The 25,212-nt window shown below is 59.1% G+C and carries 25 protein-coding genes; 5 read left to right on the top strand and 20 right to left on the bottom strand.

The features are described 5' to 3' along the window. The first annotated feature begins 309 nt into the window (after window positions 1-309). A complete protein-coding gene (locus E0D86_RS10955) occupies window positions 310-1,965 on the top strand; it encodes an electron transfer flavoprotein-ubiquinone oxidoreductase (protein ID WP_131650074.1) in 1,656 nt (551 codons plus the stop codon). Window positions 1,966-2,058: 93 nt separating this feature from the next. Here the strand turns inward: E0D86_RS10955 and E0D86_RS10950 are convergent, their stop codons facing one another. Both E0D86_RS10950 and E0D86_RS10945 read right to left on the bottom strand, forming a co-directional pair. After that, on the bottom strand, window positions 2,059-2,625 hold the full coding sequence (locus E0D86_RS10950) for a DUF1285 domain-containing protein (RefSeq protein ID WP_131650073.1): 567 nt from the start codon (window positions 2,623-2,625) through the stop codon (window positions 2,059-2,061). A gap of 10 nt (window positions 2,626-2,635) precedes the next feature. Next, entirely contained in the window at window positions 2,636-3,241 is a 606-nt protein-coding gene (locus E0D86_RS10945; RefSeq protein ID WP_131650072.1) for a DUF4823 domain-containing protein, read from the bottom strand. 485 nt (window positions 3,242-3,726) lie between these two features. Here E0D86_RS10945 and E0D86_RS10940 point away from each other — a divergent pair, with 485 nt between their 5' ends. Beyond that, on the top strand, window positions 3,727-4,794 hold the full coding sequence (locus tag E0D86_RS10940) for a M20/M25/M40 family metallo-hydrolase (protein ID WP_131650071.1): 1,068 nt from the start codon (window positions 3,727-3,729) through the stop codon (window positions 4,792-4,794). A gap of 158 nt (window positions 4,795-4,952) precedes the next feature. Here the strand turns inward: E0D86_RS10940 and E0D86_RS10935 are convergent, their stop codons facing one another. Beyond that, on the bottom strand, window positions 4,953-5,573 hold the full coding sequence (locus tag E0D86_RS10935) for a TetR/AcrR family transcriptional regulator (RefSeq protein ID WP_131650070.1): 621 nt from the start codon (window positions 5,571-5,573) through the stop codon (window positions 4,953-4,955). A 70-nt stretch (window positions 5,574-5,643) separates the two neighbouring features. Between E0D86_RS10935 and E0D86_RS10930 the strand changes: the two genes are divergently transcribed. Next, window positions 5,644-6,777 (top strand): aminotransferase class V-fold PLP-dependent enzyme, encoded by a 1,134-nt coding sequence (locus E0D86_RS10930; RefSeq protein ID WP_131650069.1) that lies wholly within the window; start codon window positions 5,644-5,646, stop codon window positions 6,775-6,777. Between the two features lie 220 nt (window positions 6,778-6,997). Here E0D86_RS10930 and E0D86_RS10925 read toward each other — a convergent pair whose 3' ends face one another. The 14 genes from E0D86_RS10925 to E0D86_RS10860 all read right to left on the bottom strand — a co-directional run bounded on the left by E0D86_RS10925 (window position 6,998) and on the right by E0D86_RS10860 (window position 18,747). After that, entirely contained in the window at window positions 6,998-8,395 is a 1,398-nt protein-coding gene (locus E0D86_RS10925) for an amino acid permease (protein WP_131650068.1), read from the bottom strand. Between the two features lie 187 nt (window positions 8,396-8,582). Then, window positions 8,583-9,368: a TatD family hydrolase gene (locus E0D86_RS10920; RefSeq protein WP_131650067.1), complete on the bottom strand. Its 786-nt coding sequence runs from the start codon at window positions 9,366-9,368 to the stop codon at window positions 8,583-8,585. Window positions 9,369-9,458: 90 nt separating this feature from the next. Next, window positions 9,459-9,815, bottom strand: coding sequence for a PilZ domain-containing protein (locus E0D86_RS10915; protein WP_131650066.1), 357 nt, complete (start codon window positions 9,813-9,815; stop codon window positions 9,459-9,461). Between the two features lie 32 nt (window positions 9,816-9,847). After that, entirely contained in the window at window positions 9,848-10,837 is a 990-nt protein-coding gene (locus E0D86_RS10910) for a DNA polymerase III subunit delta' (protein WP_218568021.1), read from the bottom strand. Further along, on the bottom strand, window positions 10,830-11,462 hold the full coding sequence (gene tmk, locus E0D86_RS10905; protein WP_131650064.1) for a dTMP kinase: 633 nt from the start codon (window positions 11,460-11,462) through the stop codon (window positions 10,830-10,832). The genes E0D86_RS10910 and tmk overlap by 8 nt, the downstream gene beginning before the upstream one ends. Beyond that, window positions 11,459-12,526, bottom strand: a complete 1,068-nt coding sequence (gene mltG / locus E0D86_RS10900) for an endolytic transglycosylase MltG (RefSeq protein WP_131650063.1) — start codon at window positions 12,524-12,526, stop codon at window positions 11,459-11,461. Before mltG ends, tmk begins: the two co-directional genes overlap by 4 nt. Further along, window positions 12,523-13,338 (bottom strand): aminodeoxychorismate lyase, encoded by an 816-nt coding sequence (gene pabC, locus E0D86_RS10895; protein ID WP_131650062.1) that lies wholly within the window; start codon window positions 13,336-13,338, stop codon window positions 12,523-12,525. The genes mltG and pabC overlap by 4 nt, the downstream gene beginning before the upstream one ends. 2 nt (window positions 13,339-13,340) lie before the next feature. After that, window positions 13,341-14,585 carry a beta-ketoacyl-ACP synthase II gene (gene fabF, locus E0D86_RS10890; RefSeq protein WP_131650061.1) on the bottom strand — a complete coding sequence of 415 codons (1,245 nt, stop codon included), beginning with the start codon at window positions 14,583-14,585 and terminating at the stop codon, window positions 13,341-13,343. Between the two features lie 180 nt (window positions 14,586-14,765). Beyond that, window positions 14,766-15,002 (bottom strand): acyl carrier protein, encoded by a 237-nt coding sequence (gene acpP / locus E0D86_RS10885; RefSeq protein WP_003283670.1) that lies wholly within the window; start codon window positions 15,000-15,002, stop codon window positions 14,766-14,768. 191 nt (window positions 15,003-15,193) lie between these two features. Further along, the gene (fabG, locus tag E0D86_RS10880) at window positions 15,194-15,937 is read right to left on the bottom strand and encodes a 3-oxoacyl-ACP reductase FabG (RefSeq protein WP_131650060.1); all 744 of its coding nucleotides are present in this window, start codon (window positions 15,935-15,937) and stop codon (window positions 15,194-15,196) included. Window positions 15,938-15,951: 14 nt separating this feature from the next. Continuing rightward, complete coding sequence (gene fabD / locus E0D86_RS10875) at window positions 15,952-16,890, bottom strand: ACP S-malonyltransferase (RefSeq protein WP_131650059.1); 939 nt, start codon at window positions 16,888-16,890, stop codon at window positions 15,952-15,954. 61 nt (window positions 16,891-16,951) lie between these two features. Then, window positions 16,952-18,022, bottom strand: coding sequence for a phosphate acyltransferase PlsX (plsX, locus tag E0D86_RS10870; protein ID WP_131650058.1), 1,071 nt, complete (start codon window positions 18,020-18,022; stop codon window positions 16,952-16,954). A 3-nt stretch (window positions 18,023-18,025) separates the two neighbouring features. Continuing rightward, on the bottom strand, window positions 18,026-18,208 hold the full coding sequence (gene rpmF, locus E0D86_RS10865) for a 50S ribosomal protein L32 (RefSeq protein ID WP_037021568.1): 183 nt from the start codon (window positions 18,206-18,208) through the stop codon (window positions 18,026-18,028). Window positions 18,209-18,219: 11 nt separating this feature from the next. Then, window positions 18,220-18,747 (bottom strand): YceD family protein, encoded by a 528-nt coding sequence (locus E0D86_RS10860; RefSeq protein WP_131650057.1) that lies wholly within the window; start codon window positions 18,745-18,747, stop codon window positions 18,220-18,222. A 103-nt stretch (window positions 18,748-18,850) separates the two neighbouring features. Between E0D86_RS10860 and E0D86_RS10855 the strand changes: the two genes are divergently transcribed. After that, window positions 18,851-19,429, top strand: coding sequence for a nucleoside triphosphate pyrophosphatase (locus tag E0D86_RS10855; RefSeq protein WP_131650056.1), 579 nt, complete (start codon window positions 18,851-18,853; stop codon window positions 19,427-19,429). Between the two features lie 3 nt (window positions 19,430-19,432). On the opposite strand, the gene E0D86_RS10850 is transcribed toward E0D86_RS10855, so the two are convergent. The 3 genes from E0D86_RS10850 to rluC are packed head-to-tail and all read right to left on the bottom strand — an operon-like array spanning window position 19,433 to window position 22,047. Further along, complete coding sequence (locus tag E0D86_RS10850) at window positions 19,433-20,422, bottom strand: S49 family peptidase (RefSeq protein ID WP_131650055.1); 990 nt, start codon at window positions 20,420-20,422, stop codon at window positions 19,433-19,435. Next, complete coding sequence (locus E0D86_RS10845) at window positions 20,412-21,101, bottom strand: HAD-IA family hydrolase (RefSeq protein WP_131650054.1); 690 nt, start codon at window positions 21,099-21,101, stop codon at window positions 20,412-20,414. The genes E0D86_RS10850 and E0D86_RS10845 overlap by 11 nt, the downstream gene beginning before the upstream one ends. Then, complete coding sequence (gene rluC / locus E0D86_RS10840) at window positions 21,094-22,047, bottom strand: 23S rRNA pseudouridine(955/2504/2580) synthase RluC (protein ID WP_131650053.1); 954 nt, start codon at window positions 22,045-22,047, stop codon at window positions 21,094-21,096. Before rluC ends, E0D86_RS10845 begins: the two co-directional genes overlap by 8 nt. 550 nt (window positions 22,048-22,597) lie before the next feature. On the opposite strand from rluC, the gene rne reads away from it, so the two are divergent. After that, window positions 22,598-25,212 (top strand): ribonuclease E (gene rne, locus E0D86_RS10835; RefSeq protein ID WP_256681189.1); only part of this gene is annotated, 2,615 nt, incomplete at its 3' end.

Raw genomic sequence — 25,212 nt, 5'->3', positions numbered from 1 at the left:
TCCGGTGAATAGAATTTCGCCGAGGCGAACCGAGCCGTGCTCGAGATCCGGGCCATCGATCGGCCATGGACTGTTCGGCGAGCGCAAACTGCCCGTATCTTGACTGCAGGCAATAGCCGGGGTCAATAACGCATATACCCAGCTATAAACGCAGTTTCGCCATACTAAACAGGCTCGAGGAAAATTCAAACAAACGTTTGTATTGGACCCTTTACGGCGGCTATATATAATGCGCCAGCTCGGCTTGATCAGGGACACGATCCAGCCCTCCATCTATAGAACAATCAAGCCTTGAGTAGGAGATAGCCAATGGAACGCGAATACATGGAATTCGACGTAGTCATCGTCGGCGCCGGCCCCGCGGGCCTGTCCGCTGCCTGCCGACTGAAGCAGCGAGCCGCTGATGCCGGAAAGGAAATCAGCGTTTGCGTCGTCGAGAAGGGTTCCGAAGTAGGCGCCCACATTCTGTCTGGCGCCGTGTTCGAGCCGCGCGCGCTGAATGAACTGTTCCCCAACTGGAAAGAACTCGAAGCGCCGCTCAACACCCCGGTCAAGCGCGACGACATCTATCTGCTCAAGAACGCCGAAGCGGCTCGCAAGCTGCCCAATGCACTGGTCCCCAAAACCATGCATAACGAGGGCAACTACATCATTTCGCTCGGCAACCTTTGCCGCTGGCTGGCCCAGCAGGCAGAGAACCTGGGTGTCGAAATCTACCCAGGCTTTGCCGCCCAGGAAGCACTCATCGACGACCAAGGCGTGGTTCGCGGCATTCTTACCGGTGACCTCGGCGTGGACCGTGAAGGCAACCCGAAGGAAGGCATGTATACACCCGGCATGGAACTGCGCGCAAAATACACGCTGTTCGCCGAAGGCTGCCGCGGTCATATCGGCAAGCAGCTGATCAATCGTTTCCAGCTCAATGCCAATGTCGATCCGCAACATTACGGCATCGGCATCAAGGAGCTGTGGGACATCGACCCGGCCAAGCACGAACAGGGCCTGGTCGTGCATACCGCAGGCTGGCCACTCGACGACGAAAACACCGGCGGCTCTTTCCTTTATCACTTGGAAAACAACCAAGTGGTGGTCGGCCTGATCGTCGACCTGTCCTACAGCAACCCGTTCCTATCCCCATTCGATGAATTCCAGCGCTACAAGCATCACCCAGTGATCAAGCAGTACCTGGAAGGCGGCAAGCGTGTTTCCTATGGTGCACGTGCCATCGCCAAGGGCGGCATCAATAGCTTGCCGAAGATGGTTTTCAACGGTGGCGCACTGATCGGCTGCGACGCCGGCACACTGAATTTCGCCAAGATCAAGGGCAGCCATACCGCAATGAAGTCCGGCATGCTGGCCGCCGAAGCGGTGGCTGACGCCTTGTTCGCGGGCCGCGAGGGTGGTGACGAGCTGACCGGCTACGAAGAAGGCTTCAAGGCCAGCTGGCTCTACCAGGAGCTATACGCCAGCCGCAATTTCGGCGCTGCGATTCACAAGTGGGGTGCGGTTAAGGGTGGCGCGTTCAACTTCATCGATCAGAACATCTTCGGCGGCAAGATTCCGTTCACGCTGCATGACACCAAGCCGGATTACGCATGCCTGAAGACCGCAGCAGAATCGAAGAAGATCGACTATCCCAAGCCTGACGGCAAGCTCAGCTTCGACAAGCTCAGCTCGGTGTTCCTCTCCAACACCAACCATGAAGAAGAGCAGCCGGTTCACCTCAAGCTGACCGATCCAAGCATTCCCATCGAGAAGAATCTGCCACTGTACGACGAGCCCGCGCAGCGCTACTGCCCGGCCGGCGTCTATGAAGTGGTAGCCAATGACGATGGCAGCAAGCGCTTTCAGATCAACGCGCAGAACTGCGTGCACTGCAAGACCTGCGACATCAAGGACCCTGCCCAGAACATCACCTGGGTAGCGCCGGAGGGGACCGGGGGACCCAACTACCCCAACATGTAAAACAAGAAAGGCTCCTGCGGGAGCCTTTTTCATATCTATTGTTTCGGCTGATCCAAAAATGCGTATCGGACGGATCGCCTCATTCAATCATGACTATTCAGCGCGCCCGATCGGAAAGAATTGCCCGCTACTCCAGACACCCAGCCAACCGGCACCGTCAATTTCTCGCGGCACGGCCAGCTCCACCAGCTGATAGAAGACGTTGCGATGAATCAGCGCTTCGAGGTTGGCACGCATATGTACATAGGGCGCCGGCTCCTGGGTCGCCGGGTCGAACTCGAAGCGCATGGGATGCTCCGGCCCTGCTTCGGCTTCATCGCCGACATTGGTGACGAAGCGAAGCACCTGCGCCTCGCCATTCCCTTCCACTTCCAGCCCAACCGCCACAAAAGGCGCATCGTCTACCTTGATGCCAACCTTTTCTACCGGCGTCACCAGAAAGTAATCATCGCCGTCGCGCCGGATGACTGTGGAAAACAGCCGTACTATCGCAGGCCTGCCGATCGGCGTGCCCATGTAGAACCAGCTGCCGTCACGGGCGATTCGCATGTCCAGATCGCCACAGAACGGCGGGTTCCACAGGTGTACCGGCGGCATGCCCTTCTTCTCGGCCTTCGGAATCTGGCTCAGCAGATCCGCAGCTTTCCCAGAATTGCTCATAAGCGACTCCTCAGCGACTAAGGCCTGTCAGGCGCCGGGCATAGTCGCGCAAAGGCGGCCCTAACAGTACCTGTGGTGTCGCGTCATAAATGTTCAACAGTCCGCCACGGCTTCGAATACGCGCCGTATCGACCAAATATCTAGTGCCGGTCTCGATGAGCATCAGCTGAATCACGCTGGTGTCCACACCCAGACGATCCAGAGCGCGCTGATCGTTGAACTCATCGAAACTTCCGATGCGGTCGTCTGCAGCGGCAAAACGTGTGTATAGCAAGTAATGGGCACCTGCGGAGGCCGCCTGGTTCAACGCTTCCTCCAACCCGGCAGGTTCAGGGGCACGACGGACGAGCGGAAAGTACTCGACGAAGCCCTTGAACGCCTCCTCGGCAACCACGTTTGGCCGCGGATAGGCATCGCCCGGCGGGACGAAGTGGCCCTGAGCGATGTAGATGAACGAATCGGGCTGCAGACGCCAGGATGCCGATCTCACCGTCTCACTGTGATCGAGAATGCCCACGTCTCGCAGTTGATGGCGAGTACCCTCAGCCATATCGCTGACCTTCATACACCCGCTCAATAGCAACACGGCTGCGATAAGGCTCCACACTTTCATCATCGTTCCTGCCTCTGACGGAAAACCGGCGGATAGCAAAGCGATGCAGCAAACGAGCCAGTTCTACGCAAGCGCTAAGACCACCTCGCCATGCATAGCGCAGCGGATTTGCAATGGCGCTGCGGTCTGCGCCGACAAACCGCCTGCCCGGCTTAAAAACATTCTTTGGGCGCTCGATAGCGGACGTATATCCGCAGCGAAACACGAATGCATTCCAACGACTAGAAAACACGTTCAACAAAGAGCGCTTACTGAGCGCAGTTCTTACTGACGAAAGCCGCCCTAACACCGCGGGAAACTGCAACAAGCGTAGTCAAATACGCCAGCTGCGGTCGAGTCAAAGTCGCAGTGGTCGTCCCGGTAACTTGTTCCATTTCTTAAGCACCGCAATGGAGTGAAGCTGGCTCGATCAACCGCGCGTGGCGATTCCGTCGCACGGCTGGTGACTGATCGAGTCATAAGCCTGACGAAACGGATCTGGAGGCTTAATGACCAATCAAGAACAACTGGCCCTGCTTGAGGAGCTCTTGCTTGCGCGTGGTCCCGCAGGCCAGGAGGAAGAAGTCAGGGAAATCTGCCGGCGCGAATTGGAACAGTGCTGCGACGAGGTCTGGCAGGATCCAGCAGCAAACCTCATCGGCCGCATCAAGGCTGTCGGCGTTCCGCGTGATGAAGCGGAGCGCCTTTCAACGCGCGTGATGGCCCATCAGGATGAGATTGCGATGGTCGTCAAACGCATAGACGCTGATGGTCGCTTGAGGGTTGTGGCGCTGGGCGGGGCATTTCCAGTCAACTTCGGCATGTGTCCGGTGGATATTCTCGCAGACACACAAACGGTTGCCGGCGCGCTGTCCTTCGGCACCATGCACGGGACGAGCGAGTCGAGCCAGTCGATGCACGTGCTCAAGGGAGACGTGCAATGGACCGACGTGCATGTGATTACCCGATACAGCAAGGCGGAACTCGGCGAGCTAGGCGTGCGCGCCGGCACGCGGGTGGTGCTGAGCCAGCATTGGCGCAAGCCATTCCTAATACGAGATTGCGTTGCAGCCCACTTCCTCGATGACCGAGCGCCTGTCGTCGCGGCGCTAGTAGCTGCCAGGCGCCTGGCAGAGCGACGGGATGAGTTGCGCGGTGACGTGCTAATTGTCCTGACGACCAATGAAGAGGAAACCAACTCCGGGGCGCAGTACGCAGCCCGGACCTTGCCGGGCTCGGTGTGCATCGCGCTTGAGGTCGGGCCGATAGCCGCCGAGTACGATACGCGCCTGGCCCTCGACCCCATCGTGCTGACCGGTGATGAGAAGGGCTACTACTCCAAGCAGGTATCGGATGGCCTGCTTAAAGCGGCTGAACGCTGCGGTTACTGTCCACAGCCTGCCTTAATGCCCGGATTCGCGTCGGATGCCAGTGCCGTGCTCGGTTCGGGATCCTCACCCCGCGCCGCTTGCCTGGCGATTCCAACCGAGAACACGCACGGCTACGAGGTCATCTTGCAAGAGAGCATGGATGCGTGTGCCAGAACGCTGGTCGATTATCTGGTTTCACTCGAATAGCGCGCCGCATTTGCCGGTCGTCGGGATACAAGCTTGTTGCCATTCCGTCATTCGGAGAGCGTCCCCAACCGGAACGACCGGCTCGATATCGCGAATGGGGATGCACTCAACGGGTTATAGCTCTGTTTGCCCGGCGCCTTTTCACCTGACGCGGTGGGCTAATCGCGCTTGCGCTTATTACCCATGCGCACACCAATATCCATTAGGAACTGGAAGAAACCTTCCTGATCCTCTAGCACATTGCTCCAGAACGGCGAGTGATAAAGCGCTACCGCACCATGTACCAGCGCCCAGGCGGCGCAATAGTGAAAATAGGGAGGCACGTCTTCCAGCTTGCCTTCGGAAATGCGGCCCTTGATCAGCTGGGTCAGATGCTCGAAGTTGGAGGCGCGAATGCGGTGAAGCTCCTCGACCATATCCGGCACCTGATTGCCCTTGACGACTTTCTCCTCGAGACGATCGAACAGGCGATAACGCTGCGGATCACCCATGCGGAACTCGAAATAGGCACGCGACAGCGCCTCTTTGTCCTGGTCTAGCTTGGGCGCATGCAGAAGCTCATTCAGATCCCGCTCGTAATCGAGCATAAGCCGCAGGTAAATCTCGGCCTTGGATTTGAAATGCTTGTAGATAGTGCCTTTGCCGATGCCAACCATGTCAGCGATCATCTCGACGGTAACGCTGTCCTCCCCCTGCTCCAAGAACAGCTGGAGCGCAGTATCGAGAATCTCTTGCTCGCGACGGCGGAATTCGCGGACCTTCCGGGGTTCAGTTTGCATAAGAAGCTGCAGCTCAGAGTAGAAGCAGACGATTATGCCTATCCAGTCAGAAAATGCACGGAACATTCCCATGAGCACATTGAATGACGAATTTCCTCAGATCGAAGGCTTGCGGTACCTGAACCATGCTGCGGTCGCGCCCTGGCCGCGCCGAGCCGCCGACGCCGTCACTGCGTTCGCCCAGCAGAACATAACGCTCGGCGCGCGCGACTATCCGCAATGGCTTGCGGTCGAAACCAGCCTGCGCGGCCGCCTGGCCAGATTGCTCAACGCTCCGTCGTCGGCTGATATCGCCTTGGTCAAGAACACTTCCGAGGCGCTTTCGTTCGTGGCATTCGGTCTGGACTGGAAAGCAGGTGACCAGATCGTTATCAGTAACGAAGAGTTCCCGTCCAACCGCGTGGTCTGGGAGGCATTGAAACCTCAGGGTGTCGAAGTGCTACAGGTCAACCTGAAGGGCGACGATCCTGAGGCTGACCTGTTGGCCGCCTGCGGTCCGAAGGTGCGCCTGATGGCGATCAGCGCCGTGCAGTACGCCAGCGGATTGCGGCTTGACTTGCCGCGCCTTGGCGAAGGCTGCGAACAACGCGGAGTCCTGCTCTGTATCGATGCGATCCAACAGTTGGGAGCCCAACCATTCGACGTTCAGCGATACCGCTGCGCCTTCGCCATGGCCGATGGCCACAAATGGCTTCTGGGTCCCGAGGGGCTCGGCGTCTTTTACTGCCGCAGCGATCTGCGCGCCAAGCTGAAACTTCATGAATACGGCTGGCACATGCTCGAACATGCTGGCGACTACGAGCGCAGCGATTGGCAGCCAGCCCGCAGCGCACGTCGCTTCGAATGCGGCAGTCCGAACCTGCTAGGGGCCATGGCGCTGGACGCCAGCCTGTCCCTGCTCGAAGAAGTCGGCATGAACGAAGTAGGCTTAGCGCTAGCAGAGCGCGTCGACTTTCTGCAGCACGAACTGTCAGCCATGCCCGGCGTCGAGCTACTGAGTCCTGCCGACCCGACGCGGCGCGCCGGCATTATCACATTCAAGATCGATGGTTGGGACAATCAAGCATTGTTCGAACGCCTCAAGGCGGAGCAGATCGTCTGCGCGCTTCGTGGCGGAGGGATACGGTTTTCGCCACACTTCTACACGCGCCCCGAGGTCATCAAGCAGTCGCTGGCAGTGATTCGTGGCCTGCTCGCAAAGTGAGCGCAATCAAGGTACGAGCAGCTATTCCAAATCCGTTTAAGAACGGCATCAATCGCGCCTGCAAAGTTGTCGATCAGGACCAATACTTCAAGCACTGGCCGCGCAATCCCCCAATGCTCGGCCAGCTGAGGGAGCGAGGAACGTGACCTCATACTCCTAATGGTCTTGACCCGGCTCCTTTGAGGCCGGGTTTTTTTTGCCTAGCCAGCTGAACGGCTCTTCAGGCATGCCTGGCGCGCCGACTGACGAGCCGAAGCTGAAAGCAGACCCAGATGAATAGCGCCCAGAACGGAATGGCGATAATCGACGTACGGAGCCCCGGCATCGAGAGCATGATGGCTGCGATCAGAGCCACGAACGCCAGACAAAGGTAGTTGCTGAACGGGTACCAGAACGCCCTGAACGAAGGTTGGACGCCCTGCTCCCTCATCGCCTTGCGGAATTTCAGATGAGCAAGACTGATCATTGCCCAGTTGATCAGCAGCGCAGCAACCACAAGCGACATCAACAGTTCGAGCGCATTCTGGGGAAGCAAGTAGTTCACCAATACGCAGAGCATGGTCACTGCCGCAGAGAAAGCGATCGCCAGCACCGGCACCCCACGACGATTCACAGTCATCAATACTTTGGGCGCATCGCCCTGCTCGGCCAGGCCATAGAGCATCCGGCTGTTGCAGTAAACGCCGCTGTTGTAGACAGAAAGCGCCGCTGTCAGCACCACGAAATTCAGGACATGCGCAGCGGTATCACTACCTATCAGTGAGAATATCTGCACGAAGGGGCTACCGCTGTAAGGATCGCCAGCGGCCCCCAGCGTTTCCAGCAGGCTGTCCCAGGGATACAGCGCCAGCAGCACACTCAGCGCTCCGATATAGAAAATCAGGATGCGGTAAACAACCTGATTGATGGCCTTGGGAATGACGGTTTTCGGATCCGATGCTTCAGCAGCGGTGATCCCGACCAGTTCAAGCCCGCCGAAGGAAAACATGATGATCGCCAGCGCCATGACCATGCCGCTGATGCCGTTGGGAAAGAATCCGCCATGGCTCCACAGGTTGCTGAAGCTGGCCTGCTCGCCGCCTTTGCCGCTCAGCAACAGATAGAGGCCCAGCGAGATCATGCCGACGATGGCGCCGACTTTGATGATCGCGAACCAGAACTCGGTTTCACCGAAGGCCTTCACGTTTACCAAGTTGATGAGGTTGATCAGCACGAAGAATGCCGCCGCAGTGGCCCAGGTCGGCACTTCCGGCCACCAGAACTGCACGTATTTACCGACCGCGGTTAGCTCAGCCATCCCCACCAACACATAGAGCACCCAGTAATTCCAACCCGAAAGAAAGCCAGCGTAGGGTGCCCAGTACTTATGCGCAAAGTGGCTGAAGGAGCCGGCAACCGGCTCCTCGACGATCATTTCGCCCAGCTGCCGCATGATCAGAAAGGCGATCAATCCTGCAATGGCGTAGCCGAGAATCATCGACGGACCGGCACTGCGAAGCACGCCTGCCGAACCGAGAAAGAGCCCCGTGCCGATAGCGCCACCGAGCGCGATGAGCTGGATGTGCCGGTTTTTTAGGCCGCGCTGAAGCGGCCCGGTATGCAGCGAATCGCTGGACATGGCGTCACCTTGTTGGGTCTGTGACGAGAAACGGCGCGGCCCGTGATGAGTGGAGATACGGAGCCAAGCGGAACCATCGTGTCCGCATGCCGATTGTCGACATGCGCACCGAAGCGGCGCGAATTGTACACGGCATCAGCGATCGAGAGATTCAAACAAGCGCATCGCTTCGACTGATAGGTGTTAATCAGCCACGGACCCGAGCCAAGGGAAACAACCGCTTGAAGTTATTCGTGGTTTGCTCAGCCAGGACCTCGAAATCGACACCACGCAACTGCGCAAGAAACTCGGCGACCTCACGCACGTACTGCGGAAGGTTCGGTTTACCACGGTAGGGAATCGGAGCCAGATAGGGCGAATCCGTCTCGACCAACAAGCGATCCGCAGGAACGCGGCGGGCGACGTCGCGAAGTGCGTCGGCATTTCGAAAGGTGACGATCCCGGACAGCGAGATGTAAAACCCAAGATCCAGCGCAGCCTTCGCCATCTCCCAGTCCTCGGTGAAGCAGTGCAGTACTCCAGCCTGCGGCAACGCCGCTTCGCCAAGCAATTCCAGCGTGTCGGCACGAGCCGCACGGGTGTGAACGATTACCGGCTTGCCGCTCGCTTTCGCCGCGTCCAGGTGAAGACGAAAGGATTGTCGCTGCAACGCAGCAGCTTCCGGTTCGTAGTGGTAATCCAGGCCCGTCTCACCGATTGCCACGACATGAGGGTGTTCCAATTCCTGCAGCAGCCACTCAAGCGCGGGTTCCGCACCCGGATCGAGGTCCAGCGGATGTACACCGACCGAGCAGTCGACATCGTCGTAACGCTCTGCCAAAGCCTTTACAGCCGCCGTATTGTCGGCACTGACGCCAATGCAGAGAAAGTGGCCAACGCCACGTTCACGCGCAGCGACCAGGGCCGCATCAAGAGAACCTTGATGCGCAGTGAGATCGAGACGATCGAGATGACAGTGGGAATCTACCAGCATTTGAACACGCTACTCATCAAGCCATGACCGGCGTGCATTGTAGAAGAAAGGAAGCTGCAAGCGATCAGAGAGGGCTGCGCTGGAGCTCGCTTACATCGTGTGTGTCGGTCGATCGGACTTCATCGCGCCGGCCAGATAGGTTTCGATCTTGTTACGAGCGGTTGAATCGCCTTCGTTGAATTGCACGCCGATACCGGCTGCCCGGTTGCCCTGCGCACCCTTAGGTGTAATCCACACGACCTTGCCGGCGACCGGAATCTTTTCCGGCTCATCCATCAGACTCAGCAGCATGAACACTTCGTCGCCGAGCTTGTAGGATTTGTTGGTGGGGATGAACAACCCGCCATGCTTGATGAATGGCATGAACGCGGCATAGAGCACCGACTTGTCCTTGATCGTCAGAGACAGAATGCCGTTACGCGGACCAAGGTTTGCAGGCAGACTCATGCGGTATTCCCTAACGACTATTCCAAAGGATTCTAGCTTGGTCCGGACAAGCTTGCCCACTGCACCAAGAGCGCTTCGAGAAGCAAGACACGGTTGAGGTTGGCTTTACCCAGCACTTTCTGTCGATGGGCCAGTAGCCAGTCCTGCAACGCTAGCAGCTTGGCAGGTGAGGTTTTCTGCGCCAGGTACTGAATGACCTTCTGCATATCGGCGGCGCCAAGCTCTTCCTCATCACCGGTAATCTGAAAACGCAGAATCAGGTGGGCCCATTCACAGAACCAGTCGAACAACAGAATCAGCGATAGCGGGTTCCAGGCTTCGGCCAACTGACTGGGCGATTGCTGCCGTTTTAGCAGCTTCTTCACCCCATCCACCACCTGCACACGCATCTCCAGCACGCCTACAGCGTGCAGTTTGAGCGCCGCCAAGGGCGAATCCGCCGCAAGCGTCAACAGCTCCTCGCGCTGAGCCGCCGACAGCTCCGGAAGCTTGCCTGCAAGCCAGTCCAGGCTTTGCTGACGGACCGGCAACGGGCAGCTCTGCTGAACACAGCGGCTTTTGATCGTCGGTAGCAATCGACTGGGCTGATGACTGATCAACAGCAACACGGTATTGCCTGCTGGTTCTTCGAGGCTCTTGAGGAGCGCGTTGGCAGCGTTCAGATTCATCGCCTCGGCCGGTTCGAGCAGCACCACCTTGCGCCCGCCGAGCTGCGCGGTCTGGCTGACAAATCCGACCAGTTGGCGGACCTGATCGACACGAATCGCCTTGTCCGCTTCTTCCGGTTCCAGAATGTAATGATCGGGGTGGGTTTGAGCGGCAAGCAGCATGCAGCTCTTGCACTGCCCACAGGCTCCGCTCGGCGCCGGCTGCTGGCACAGCAAAAGTGCCATCAGGCGTTCGGCCAGCGCGCGCTTGCCGATGCCGGCCGGACCGTGCAGCAGGTAGGCGTGGGCATGTTGCTGGCGGCCTGCGAGCAAGCGCCACAGATCGGCCTGCCACGGAAGGATGCCGTCAGCCACGGGCACGCTCGAACAGCTCAGGCAACAGCGCGTCCAGATCCTGCTGCACTGCGGATAATGGCTGCCCCGCATCGATCACGCGATAGCGTTGCGGAGCCTGGCGGGCACGGTCGAGATAAGCGCCACGCACGGCCTCGAAGAACTCTAGCCCTTCCTGCTCGAAGCGATCGAGACGCCCGCGCGCGGCGGCACGGCTCAGCCCGACTTCCACAGGCAGATCGAAGATCAGCGTCAGGTCCGGACGCATGTCACCCTGCACGAAACACTCGAGCTGCTCGATGCGCTGAACCGACTGGCCACGCCCACCGCCTTGATAGGCATAGGTGGCATCGGTGAACCGATCACATAGCACAATGGCGCCCCGCGTCAGCGCAGGCCGAATGACTTGAGCCAGATGCTGCGCACGCGCCGTGAACATCAACAGCAACTCCGTGTCGCTGGACATGGGCTCATCCGCAGGCGTCAAGAGGAGGTCCCGGATTCGTTCGGCCAGCGGCGTCCCGCCGGGTTCTCGGGTCAGTACGACATCGAGGCCGCGGTCGCGAAGACACTGAGCGAGATAGTCACGGTTGGTGCTCTTGCCCGCACCTTCCGGCCCTTCCAGGGTAATAAAGAGTCCTGTCACTGGTTAGTCTCGGTCGGTGCCGGAGCTTGCTGCGGCGGTGGACTGGAGCGATAGTCGGCGCGGCGCTTGAGCTGATATTCACGCACCGCACGGTTGTGCTCGCTCAATGAATCGCTGAAAACATGGCTACCGTCGCCACGCGCGACAAAATATAGACTTTTGCCGTCTACCGGATGCAACGCAGCATGAATGGCCTCGCGCCCGACCATTGCAATTGGCGTCGGCGGCAGCCCGCTGTTGGTATAGGTGTTATAAGGCGTCGGCCTACGTAGATCGTTACGGGTAATCCGACCTTTGTATCGCTCGCCCATACCGTAGATGACGGTAGGATCGGTCTGCAGCAACATACCCCGTTCCAGCCTGCGCACGAAGACACCGGCAATCTCGCCGCGCTCCGATGGCACACCGGTTTCCTTTTCGATGATCGAAGCCATGATCAATGCTTCGTACGGATCCTGATAAGGCAAACCTTCGCTGCGCTGCTGCCACTCTTCCGCCAGAACGGTTTCCAGGCGCGTAAAGGCCCGCTTAAGCAAATCGAGGTCGGTTACGCCACGGGTGAAACTGTAAGTATCCGGGAAGAAGCGTCCTTCAGGATGCAGACCGGGATGACCGAGCCGCTCCATGACTTCGTCATCGGACAGACCTGTGATCGTTTGGTGGATCGTAGGCATTGTCTCCAGCGCCACGCGAACCTGGCGGAAGCTCCAACCCTCGACGATCGTCATGGCGTACTGAACAACCTCGCCGCGCTGCCACAGCCCGATCATGTCACGCGCGGTCATCGCTGGTTGCAATCGATACTCGCCGCTGTGCAATGTTTGCCCGGCAAGATTCAGTCGCCAGTACAGCCTCAGCCAGAACGAGTCGCTCAGCGTTCCCTCTCGCTCCAGCCTTTGGAACAAGCCACTGGGCGTATCACCGGATCGAACCTCCAGCGTGTGCGCCTCGCTGAGCTGCAACGGCTGCTCCAACGTGGCGTGGAGTTTCCAGGCGGCCAGGCCGAGCGCCAGCGCGGCGACCAGCACAGCGCCCAAGAATGCGAAAGTCAGTTTTCGAATCACGTATTACTCGACAGATCATCAACCAAGCGTTGAAGTTTACGTGTGAGCGGACCTACCGGCCAGACGCGCGCTTCCAACTGCCGCACCGGCCAGATGCCATACAGGCTGTTGCACACGAAGACTTCGTCGGCACCGAGCAGTCGCTCGAGCGAGAGATCACAGACCTGGAGCGGCATTCCGGCCTGTCGCGCCCGATCGAGAATCTCTTCACGCATCACGCCAGCCACGCCACATCGCTCGAGCGATGGCGTCAGCAGTACACCGGTTTCAACGATGAACAGGTTACTGAAAACAGCCTCGACGATACGTCCAGAGGTATCGCGCATCAATCCTTCGGCAAAAGCTGGGTCATGCCATTCGGCGCGCGCTAGTACCTGCTCCAGGCGATTCAGATGTTTCAGCCCAGCGAGAGCAGGCTGCTCGGCAAGACGAGTTTTACACGGATACAGGCGCACGCCCACCGTAGAGCGTTCAGGCGCGTAGGCCGGCAGCGGCGCGCCCGTCAGCACTGTCCGGGGCCGACAGGCTAACGGCGGACCGTAGCCCCGCAGACCATCGCCGCGCGTCAGAATCAGCTTGGCTACACCCGTCTCCAGCACGGCGCTGAACGCCATGATCTGCGAACGCAGAGCATCTACATCAAAAGGGATAGCGAAACGCTGGCAACCGAGACCGAGGCGATTCAGATGACGATCGAGCAACTCCGGTCGCCCGTTCACCACCTTTATGGTTTCGAACAGGCCGTCACCGTATGCGAATCCGCGATCATGAACGGGCAGACCATTGGCAGGCTGCCCGTCTACCCAGCTCAATGTCACTCGGCGAACCGGCGGAAAACCAGAGAGCCGTTGGTGCCACCGAACCCAAAGGAGTTGGAAACAGCGATATCGATTGCTCTCTGCTTCGCTTCGTGAGGCACGAAATCCAAATCGCAGCCGTCATCGGGCTCGTCGAGGTTGATGGTTGGCGGCGCAACCTGGTCGCGAAGGGCAAGCACGCTGAAAATCGCCTCGACAGCACCCGCTGCACCTAGCAAATGACCGACCATCGATTTCGTCGAGCTGACCGAAAGTTCATAAGCATGGCTGCCGAACACGGTTTTGATCGCCGCGGCTTCGGCCTTGTCGCCGGCCGGCGTGGAAGTGCCGTGAGCGTTGATGTAATCCACCTGAGCCGCATCGATCCGGGCATCCTGAATAGCGTTGCGGATGCAGCGAGCAGCACCAGCGCCGTCATCCGGCGGCGAGGTCATGTGGAAGGCATCGGCGCTCATACCGAAACCGATTAGCTCGGCGTAGATCTTCGCGCCGCGTGCCTTGGCATGTTCGAGCTCTTCCAGAACCAGTGCGCCGGCGCCGTCGGACAATACGAAGCCATCACGATCCTTGTCCCACGGACGACTGGCTGCGGCCGGATCATCGTTGCGAGTGGACAGCGCGCGCGCTGCGGCGAATCCGCCGATGCCGAGACCGCTGGTAGCCATTTCCGAGCCGCCGGCAACCATGACGTCGGCTTCGCCGTAAGCGATATTGCGTGCAGCCATGCCAATGCAATGTGAACCGGTAGTGCAAGCCGTGGCGATCGCATAATTGGGTCCCTGCAGACCCAGATGGATCGAGAGGAAACCTGAAACCATATTGATGATCGAGCCAGGCACGAAAAACGGGGAAATTCGTCGCGGACCTTGTTCGAATAAGGCCTTGCAGCTGTTTTCAATATTGGTCAGGCCGCCGATTCCCGAGCCCATGGCAACGCCGATGCGCTCACGGTTGGCATCGGTAACTTCCAGTCCGGAATCACGTACAGCTTGAAAGCTGGCTGCCAACCCGTACTGGATAAACAGGTCGAGCTTGCGCGCTTCTTTTGCAGGCAGATACTGTTCGACGTCGAAGTTCTTGACCGATCCACCAAAGCGCGTGGAATAGGCAGAAAGGTCCATATGTTCTATTGGGCCGATGCCACTGCGGCCGGCGAGAATCCCCTGCCAGCTGCTTGGCACATCGTTACCCAGCGGTGATAGCATCCCCATCCCGGTGATTACGACGCGTCTACGCGACACAGCAATTCTCCTTACGTCTATATTTGGCTCGTTCCGCTCTTCAACGCTCGCAACGGACGGAAGACGAACCATCAGGCATCGCACAAGTGCACGACCAGCCGATTTTAACTATCTCAAACAAAAGCCGCACTGCCCCGTTCAGAGGCAGTGCGGCTTACTGGTTCGAAGCAGGATTACAACTTACTGCGCGTGGGCGTTGATGTAATCGATAGCTTCTTGAACAGTGGTGATCTTCTCGGCTTGCTCGTCCGGGATTTCAGTCTCGAATTCCTCTTCCAGAGCCATGACCAGCTCAACGGTATCAAGGGAGTCGGCACCCAGGTCTTCGACGAAGGAAGCGCTGTTGGTGACTTCCTCTTCCTTGACGCCAAGCTGCTCGGCAACGATTTTCTTGACGCGTTCTTCGATGGTGCTCATACCTTGTTTTCACTCCTATGGAAAAATCAGGCAGCTGATCTGCGCGGTAGTGTATAGAAAGCGTTTTCCGCATTTCAAGCTGAAAGCGGGCAAGCATGAACCTGCTTTCAACCTTCTGTCTATAAGCTAACCGCAGTTTTATAACGAAACGAATCAGCCGTTATGACTGCATGCTTGCGTTAGACGTCACATTAGCTCATGTACATGCCGCCATTCACCGGAACCGTGGCCCCGGTAACGTAGGCAGCGCCGTCAGAAGCAAGGAAAGCGACGACCTTGGCAATCTCTTCCGCCTGCCCAAGGCGACCCAGCGGGATCTGCCCCAGCAAAGCGTCACGCTGAGCGTCTGGCAGCTCACGCGTCATGTCTGTATCGATGAAACCTGGCGCCACGGCATTGACCGTGATACCACGCGAGCCGACCTCACGAGCCAGTGCGCGACTGAAACCTTCGAGCCCGGCCTTGGCCGCAGCGTAGTTTACCTGCCCCGCGTTACCCATCGCACCTACTACAGAACCAATACTGATGATCCGTCCCCAGCGCGCCTTTGTCATACCGCGCAAAACCCCCTTGGTCAGGCGATAGAGACTGCTGAGATTCGTATCGATGACATCGTGCCATTCATCGTCTTTCATCCGCAGCATCAGATTGTCACGAGTAATGCCGGCGTTGTTGACCAGGATGGCCGGCTGACCGAGATGCTGCTGGATGTGCTCCAGCGTGGCCGCTACCGACTCGTCACTGGAAACATCCAGCACCAGACCGGCACCTTCGATACCGTTCTCCTTGAGCGTCTCGGCGATGCGCTCAGCTCCGGCAGACGAAGTCGCCGTGCCGATCACGATGGCGCCCTGACGACCAAGCTCCAACGCGATGGCCTGACCAATACCACGACTGGCGCCCGTTACCAGAGCAACCTTGCCTTGCAGATTCATAGATGTCTCCTTGTTCAGACCAGAGCGCCACGAGCGGCAGCAAAGGCCTCCGGGGCGTCCAGATTGTAAGTGTTGATGCCTTTGACGCACCGCTTGTTGAGACCGGAGAGCACCTTGCCCGGACCGCATTCGACCAGCTCGGTCACGCCCTGCGCATTCAACGCAACAACGGTCTCGACCCAGCGAACCGGGCTGTAGAGCTGGGCCAGCAGGTCACGCTTGAGCGTATCGAGATCCGAAACGATCGCCGCGCTGACATTCTGGACCAATGGAATCTCCGGAGCCCGCCAGGCCGCCCCAGTGACGGAATCGGCAAAACGCTCTGCTGCCGGACGCATCAAGTCGCAATGCGACGGCACGCTGACCGGCAATGGCATCGCTCGTTTGGCGCCTTTGGCCTTGCAGGCATCGATAGCACGCTCGACAGCCGCGGCGCTGCCCGCGATCACGACTTGGCCCGGCGCATTGAAATTGACCGCGCTGACGACCTCACCCTGCCCAGCTTCGCTGCAAGCCGCCAGGACATCCGCGTCTTCCAGTCCAAGTATCGCCGCCATACCACCAGTGCCGGCCGGAACAGCTTGCTGCATGAGCTGACCGCGTAGCTCGACGAGCCTCACCGCATCAGAGAATGGCAAACTACCTGCCGCGACCAGCGCTGAATATTCGCCAAGGCTGTGCCCGGCGACGAATGCCGGCTTCGCGCCGTCTTCGGCCATCCACAAGCGCCACAGCGCAATCGAGGCAGTGAGAATGGCCGGTTGGGTCTTGTCGGTCTGATTCAGATGCTCTTCTGGGCCCTGCTGAGACAGTGCCCAGAGGTCGTAACCAAGCACCGAAGAGGCCTCGGCAAAGGTATCGATGATCAGGGACTGCCGTGCGCCGTGCTCGGCGAGCATGCCGAGGGCCTGGGATCCTTGGCCTGGAAAGACGAATGCAAGTGATGCGGACATGAAAACGGCTCTCTTGTGGTTGTTCGTCAGAATGAATACGCCGCGGGGACGCACCGAATTTTCAGTTGGATGGCGAGCTGCCGGCAGCGGTCACATCACCAGCGCCGCTTATTGACCGATTGGTCACGAGCAGGTGCTCGAGCCGACTATGCAATTGCTCCGGCAAATTATGCTGAACGTCCCGAGCCGCGCGCAGGATCGCCGACCGGAATCCCTCCGCGCCCGCACTACCGTGGCTCTTGACCACGATACCCTGAAGCCCGAGAAAGCTCGCACCGTTGTACTGCGCCGGCCGTAGATCGGCGCGCAACTGCCGCAACAATGGCAACACCAATGCCCCCACCGCGCGTGAAATCAACGAGCGACGGAAAAGCGCTTCGACACGCAAGGCGACCATATGCGCCAATCCTTCGCTGGACTTGAGCAGGATATTCCCAACAAAGCCATCGCACACCGCCACGTCGGTTTCTCCACGAAACAGCCCGTCGCCCTCGATGAAGCCTCGATAGTTGATATCGCCAGCTTGCTGCAAAAGCCCAGCAGCCGCCTTGACCTGCTGGTTGCCCTTGATGTCTTCGGTGCCGACATTGAGTAACGAAACCCGCGGACGCTCGATACCGAGACTCTCTGCCGCAACCGACCCCATTACCGCGAACTGATAGAGCTGCTCGGCAGTGCAGTCCACATTCGCGCCAAGATCAAGCAACAAGCAGACACCCTCGATCGTGGGTATTGCAGCCATCATGGCCGGACGATCGACACCAGGCAGCGTTTTCAATACGTGACGAGCAAGCGCCATCAGGGCACCCGTATTGCCGGCGCTGACACAGGCCTGAGCATGACCGTCACGCACCAACTCCAGCGCAACACGCATGGAAGAGCGCGGTTTGGCACGCAACGCCTGCGTCGGGCGTTCATCCATGCCAATCACCTCGTCGGCGCTGACAATCGCCAGACGAGCGCGATCCACAGCCGGATGCCGAGCAATGATTTCTTCAAGAACTGGAGATTGGCCAACCAGGGCCAGGTGCAGCGAGGGAATTTCAGCCAGGCACTGGAGGCTGGCCGGAACAATGCAGTGGGGACCGAAGTCCCCACCCATTGCATCGATCGCTATGATCGGAGCAGACAAGATTTACTCGTCAGCGCCCTTGTCGATCACTTTACGACCACGGTAGAAACCTTCCGGGGAAACGTGGTGACGCAGGTGAACTTCACCGGTGCTCTTTTCCACGGACAGGGCGTTCGGCACGAGCGCGTCGTGCGAGCGACGCATGTCACGGGCGGAACGAGATTTTTTGTTCTGCTGAACAGCCATTGGATCAACTCCTAAACGTTTGGGTCACGCTTTAACTGAGCCAGTACGCTGAACGGGTTGGACCGCGATACCTCGTCCTCATTCGGCTCGGGCTCATCAGGCCCAACCGGCGGCTGGCAAACTTCTTGGTCATGGAGTGGAACAATCGGAAGAGCAAGCAGAAGCTCCTCTTCAACCAGCGCCAGCAGATCCAACGGATCTTCTCCCACTTCCAGCACGTCATAGCCCTTAGGCAGGTGCTGACTGCTCGCGCCTTCATTCACCACGGCGTAGACGCATTCGCTGTGAATAGGCAGAACAACCGGCTCCAGACAACGCTGGCAAATCATCGTGACCTCAACATCCAGCGCACTGTGAATTACCACTGTGTGCTGCTCGTCGCGCCCGAAAACTAAACTGGCGCGCACCACACCCTTGTCATCCTCGAGAGGATCGACGAGCCGCTTCAGCTCCGACAATTGCAGCTCACCCTTCAAAGTGGCCGCTCGGTCAGCGAGCTTGCGCGGTTCAACGTGCGGTGGTATTGGTCCTTTCAACATAAGCGCGGCATTCTAGGGACGCACCCCTCGACTGTCAAAGGAATTCAATCCCACAATCGAGCGTAGCCGACCGGCAACCAGACACCCATATAAAGGAAGAAAAATGCGCCGCCTGCTTCTCGCCTCCAGCTCGCCCTATCGACGCGAACTGCTTTCACGACTGCGGCTGACTTTCGACTGTAGCGCCCCGCAAATAAATGAAACCGCACGCCCAGGCGAGCTACCCGAACATCTAGTACGCCGATTGGCCAGTGAAAAGGCTCGAGCCTTGGCAGCCACCTACCCGGATCATTTGATCATCGGCTCCGACCAAGTCGCCGTCTTGGGACAACGAATCCTAGGCAAACCTCACACATTCGAACGAGCAAAGCAGCAACTGCGAGCCTGCAGCGGCAAAGGCGTAAGCTTTCTGACAGGACTGGCACTACTGGACAGCCGAAGCGGAGCCATCCAGGTCGACTGCACGCCGTTTACGGTGCACTTCAGAGAGCTCAACGATCAACAGATCGAGCGCTACCTGCAAGCCGAACAGCCTTTTGACTGCGCAGGCAGCTTCAAGGCCGAAGGACTGGGGGTTAGCCTGTTCCAAGCCACGGAAGGCCCCGATGCCACGAGCCTGATCGGGCTCCCCCTGATTCGATTGGTCGACATGCTCAATAACGCTGGGATCGAGGTGCCCTGACAGCTAGCGCAGCTGCGGCCCTTGAAATCCCATCCACAAAGCCAGCTGTGAACCGACGCTGGCACCCAGCTTCTTGGTAAAACGATCCAGAGCGGAATCTTTGACAGTGAAGTCCATCAGCTCTTCCTCTCCGATCACCTCGCGCGCAACGTAGCTGGTGCTTCCAAGCCCATCGATCAGGCCGAGCTCCAGCGCCTGTTCACCAGACCAGATAAGTCCGGAAAACAGCTCGGGATGCTCAGCAACCTGCAAACGATCTCCGCGACCCCGCTTGACGCTTTCGATGAACTGGCGATGAGTAGTTCCCAGCACACCTCGCCAGAATTCGGTTTCCTCCGGTTTTTCCGGCTGGAATGGATCAAGAAACGCCTTGTGCTCACCCGAGGTGTAGACCCGACGCTCCACCCCAAGCTTATCCATCGTTTCGACGAATCCGAAGGTAGCCGCCGTGACTCCTATGGAACCGACCAGGCTCGACTTGTCCGCATAGATTTCATCCGCGGCGCTAGCGATGTAGTAGGCGCCCGATGCGCCCAGATCGGTAATCACCGCATAGACCTTGACGGCAGGATATTCGCCACGCAACCGGCGAATCTCGTCGTAAATGTAGCCAGACTGCACTGGGCTACCGCCCGGGCTATTGATCCGCAACACCACGCCCCTGGTGCTGGAATCTTCGAAGGCCGCTCTCAGCGCCCCGACAATATTGTCCGCACTCGCCGACTCCTCATCGGCAATCATTCCACGGACGTTGATTACCGCAGTATGGCTACCGCTCGCACCTTTGCCGTCACCGACTTGCAACAACGGGGAGAACAGCAAAAGAGCGCCAAAGAGATAGATGAAGGTCAACAGCTTGAAGAATATTCCCCAGCGCCGAGCTCGCCGCTGCTCCTGCACACCGGCAAGCAAGGTCTTTTCCAGTACCTTCCAGCTGTTGCGCTCTCCCTTGTCCTCAGCCTCGACTACGGGCGCTCTCCATTCATCCGACATATTCAACTACCTCGAGAGCGGTATCAGTGGAGCACAGCCAGTCACCGAGCTCCGAAAAGTGATTGATGGACATGCACGGCGCACAGGCCTGCAATACTTCAAGGGTCTGCGCACCATAGGAGACAGCGACACTGTCTACCCCCGCCCGCCTGGCCATCTCGAGATCGAACAACGAGTCCCCGATCATCAAGGCCCGCTCAGGACGGACACCGCAGTGCGCCAAAATCTCGTGAATCATCAACGGATCAGGCTTACTCGCGGTCTCATCCGCGCAGCGGGTCACATCGAAAAAATCGCTCCAACCCTGACCTGCGAGCACCCTATCCAACCCGCGCCGCCCTTTTCCAGTCGCAACGGCAAGCAGGTGTCCCTGCCCGCGTAACTGCTGCAATGCCAGCGCAACCCCCGGATAGAGCATCGATGGCTCAGCTTCCAGTAGAAGATAATGATCGGCATAGGCACGACGAAACGCCTCGACCCTTTTCACATCCGTCACATGCGGATACAGCGCGGCGATCGCCTCGGGCAAACCGAGCCCGATGATGCCTTTGATGATGTCTTCGTCAAGGGCGGGCAGGCTACAGTTCGCCGCCGCGACGGAAATCGACTCGACGATGCGCCCGATCGAGTCCACCAGGGTTCCATCCCAGTCGAAGATCAACAGATCGTATCTATTCACCAAGCCTCTCCAGCGTCCGCGCCCAGGTATCATCAACCGGCGCTTCCAGGCTCAGTTCGCCGCCGTCCGGCAGGGGCACCGTCAAGGCATAGGCATGAAGAAACAAACGTTTGCCGCCCAGCTCACGGATGACTCTGGAGAATTCTTCATCGCCATACTTGCTGTCTCCGGCGATGCCATGACCGGCATGACGCGCGTGTACACGGATTTGATGAGTACGTCCCGTCACCGGCTTAGCCTCGACCAGCGTGGCAAAGTCACCGAAACGACGTAGCACACGGAAAAGCGTCAGCGCCTCCTTGCCCTCCTCGGTGACCTCGACCATCCGCTCACCTGAGCGCAGGGTATTTTTCAGCAGCGGCGCATTCACCTGCTTCTTGCCGGTATCCCAGCGGCCACGCACCAGTGCCATGTAGCGCTTGTCGACACCGTCTCCGCGCAGCGCCTGATGCAGATGGCGCAACATGCTGCGTTTTTTGGCAATCATCAACAGCCCGGACGTATCCCGATCCAGGCGATGCACCAATTCCAGCTCTTTTGCGTCCGGGCGCAGCTGGCGCAGCGCTTCGATAACACCAAAGCTGAGACCGCTGCCACCATGCACCGCGATCCCTGCAGGCTTGTTCAGCACGATCAACGCCTTATCTTCGTAGACGATCGCTGCTTCCAGCCGCTCGAGCAGCCCCTGCGCCAGCGGAACCGGCTCGTCCCGCTCTGACAGCCGAAGCGGCGGCACACGAACGACGTCACCCGCCTGGAGTTTGTATTCGGGCTTGATCCGCCCCTTGTTCACACGCACCTCGCCTTTACGCAGGATGCGGTAAATCAGCGTCTTGGGCACGCCCTTGAGCTGAGTACGGAGAAAATTGTCGATGCGCTGGCCGGCAAGCTCCGGCGAGACCTCGAGCAGTAGCACGCCGGAGGTCTGAGAGGGGGTATTGGTCATCCGCGGATGATAGCAATTTTCCCTTATTTGAAGCACCGAAACATTGCTGTTATAGTCCAGACGCCGCCAAAAGCGGCCAAGTCGAGGGATGCCAGCGAAACCGCCATTCCCGACTCAGCACTGTTCGAGGACGTGAGGCCGTCCGACGGAGCTTCTCTACAGTAGCAGAGGCACCGAAACAAGCCTTGAAGACATGATGCGTGCCCCCGCTGGGGAATCGCGATAATCGATAACCCGCTCCCGGACTCTGTGAGCGGCACCCGATTTTCAAAGTATGAGTGTTGGGTGGAGATGCACAGCCATCGGATTGCGTAGCAAAGGCTTTCACAGACGCTTCATTCCGTCCGCTACCGATTGCTGATTCCTCCTCCCCGAACAATTGCCTCTGTTCCGACAGAAGCAGGAGACGTCGTCGCGACGCCGGCCCAACTGGCCTCACATCGCTGGACACTGGAGTGCCTTACAACCATTCCTGACTCACCTGACACCGACCGCGAGAGTCGTGTGTGCCGAACGCCGTTTCCGCTGCCCTGGAAACCGACGGTACTACATGAAAAGAATGCTGATTAACGCAACTCAACCCGAAGAGTTGCGTGTTGCACTGGTCGACGGCCAGCGCCTGTTCGATCTCGATATCGAATCTGGCGCCCGCGAGCAGAAGAAGGCCAACATCTATAAGGGCAAGATCACTCGCGTCGAGCCCAGCCTTGAAGCCGCTTTCGTTGATTTCGGAGCCGACCGCCACGGCTTCCTCCCCCTCAAGGAAATTTCCCGCGAGTACTTCAAAAAGGCTCCGGAAGGCCGCGTTAATATCAAGGACGTTCTGAGCGAAGGTCAGGAAGTCATCGTCCAGGTCGAGAAGGAAGAGCGCGGCAACAAGGGCGCTGCTCTGACCACCTTCATCAGCCTGGCTGGCCGCTATCTGGTACTGATGCCGAACAACCCGCGAGCAGGCGGCATCTCCCGCCGCATCGAGGGCGAAGAGCGTAACGAGCTGCGCGAAGCGTTGAACGGCCTCAACGTACCCGCTGACATGGGGCTGATCGTCCGCACCGCCGGCCTTGGTCGCTCCAGTGAAGAAATGCAATGGGACCTGGACTACCTGCTGCAGCTATGGAGCGCAGTCAAGGAAGCCTCCCAGGACCGCCCCGCTCCCTTCCTGATCTACCAAGAATCCAACGTCATCATCCGCGCCATCCGCGACTACCTGCGCCAGGACATTGGCGAGGTGTTGATCGATAGCGTCGAAGCGCAGAACGAAGCCCTTTCGTTCATCCAGCAAGTGATGCCGCAGTACGCCAGCAAGATCAAGCTGTACGAAGACAGCGTGCCGCTGTTCAACCGCTTCCAGATCGAAAGCCAGATCGAGACCGCCTTCCAGCGCGAAGTGAAGTTGCCGTCCGGCGGATCCATCGTCATCGACCCCACCGAAGCCCTGGTGTCCATCGACATCAACTCGGCACGCGCCACCAAAGGCGGCGATATCGAAGAAACCGCGCTGCAGACCAACTTGGAGGCAGCCGAGGAGATCGCTCGTCAGCTGCGCCTGCGTGACATCGGTGGTCTTATCGTTATCGATTTCATCGACATGACTCCAGCGAAAAACCAGCGCGCCGTGGAAGAGAAGGTACGCGAGGCTCTCGAAGCCGACCGCGCACGCATTCAGGTCGGTCGCATCTCGCGCTTTGGCTTGCTGGAAATGTCCCGTCAGCGTCTGCGTCCATCGCTCGGCGAAACCAGCGGCATCGTCTGCCCTCGTTGCAACGGCCAAGGCATTATCCGTGACGTCGAGTCACTCTCCCTGGCCATCCTGCGCCTGATCGAAGAGGAAGCACTCAAGGACCGCACCGCCGAAGTTCGCGCCCGCGTGCCGTTCCAGGTCGCCGCCTTCCTGCTCAACGAAAAGCGCAATGCCATTACCAAGATCGAACTGCGCACCCGCGCGCGGATCTTCATTCTGCCGGACGATCACCTGGAAACGCCGCACTTCGAAGTGCAGCGTTTGCGTGACGACAGCCCGGAAATCGTCGCCGGCCAGGCCAGCTACGAGATGAGCCCGACCGAGGTCGAGGAAGCTCAGCCAGTCAGCTCTACACGTACGCTGGTTCGCCAGGAAGCCGCAGTGAAAACTGCACCACAGCGCACCGCCCCTGCACCGACGCCCGCCCCCGCGCCAATAGCAGCTGCGCCTGTCGCTCCGGAGCCGAGCCTGTTCAAGGGGCTGGTCAAGTCCCTGGTTGGCCTCTTCGCCGGCAAGCAGGAAGCACCGACGGTCGAAGCCGAGAAGAAACCTGCCGCGAGCAGCCGCCCGCAACGCAACGATGAGCGCCGTAGCGGTCGTCAACAAAACCGCCGTCGCGACGCACGCGGTAATCGTGACGAAGAGCGCAAGCCACGCGAGGAACGTGCTCCGCGCGAAGAGCGCGCCCCTCGTGAAGAACGCCCGGCCCGCGAAGAGCGTCAGGCGCGCCCGCCACGCGAAGAGCGCAAGCCACGCGAAGCCCGTGAGCCGATCGAGGCCAACGATAGCCCTTCGCAGCAGCAGCCACGCCGCGAACGCACCCCTCGTGAAGACCGTCAGCCCCGCGAAGAGCGCAAGCGCGAACTGCGCGCACCGCTCGACGAACCAACGCAGACCGCTCCAAACGCCGGCACCGGTGAGGAAACTACCGAGCGTAAGCCGCGCCCGCCTCGCGAGGATCGGAAGCCGCGCGCGGAGCAAAGCGTGAGCGCGGAGGAGTTGCAACAGAGCGAAACGGCTGAGAACGCCCAGGACGAGCAGGATTCGACCGAGAACGGTGATCGCCCACGGCGCCGTTCCCGTGGCCAGCGTCGTCGCAGCAACCGCCGTGATCGTCAGCGCGACGCTAACGGGAACGAGATCGACGGCGAAAGCGAGACCACCACAGCCGAAGTCAACGAAAGCAATGCTCCGGTGAAATCCGAGCAGGTCGCCATTGCCGCGACCGCAGCGGCTCTCGCTGCTAACACGGCCGATACCGATACGGCGCCAGCTGTAGCCCAGGCAGACGTCGAGGCTGCTCCACAAGCACTGATACAAGCTGAAACGGCCAACGAGACCGCTGCCGAAACCGAAGTGGCTGAGCCAGCCGAAAGCGTCGCACCGATTGCTCAGGCAGACACCGTTGAGGTAGTCGCTGCGCA

The organism is Pseudomonas sp. IC_126 (assembly GCF_004331835.1).
Lineage (GTDB): Bacteria > Pseudomonadota > Gammaproteobacteria > Pseudomonadales > Pseudomonadaceae > Stutzerimonas.
Note: the sequence above shows the minus strand (reverse complement) of the source record. Positions and strands in the feature narration are given on the sequence as shown.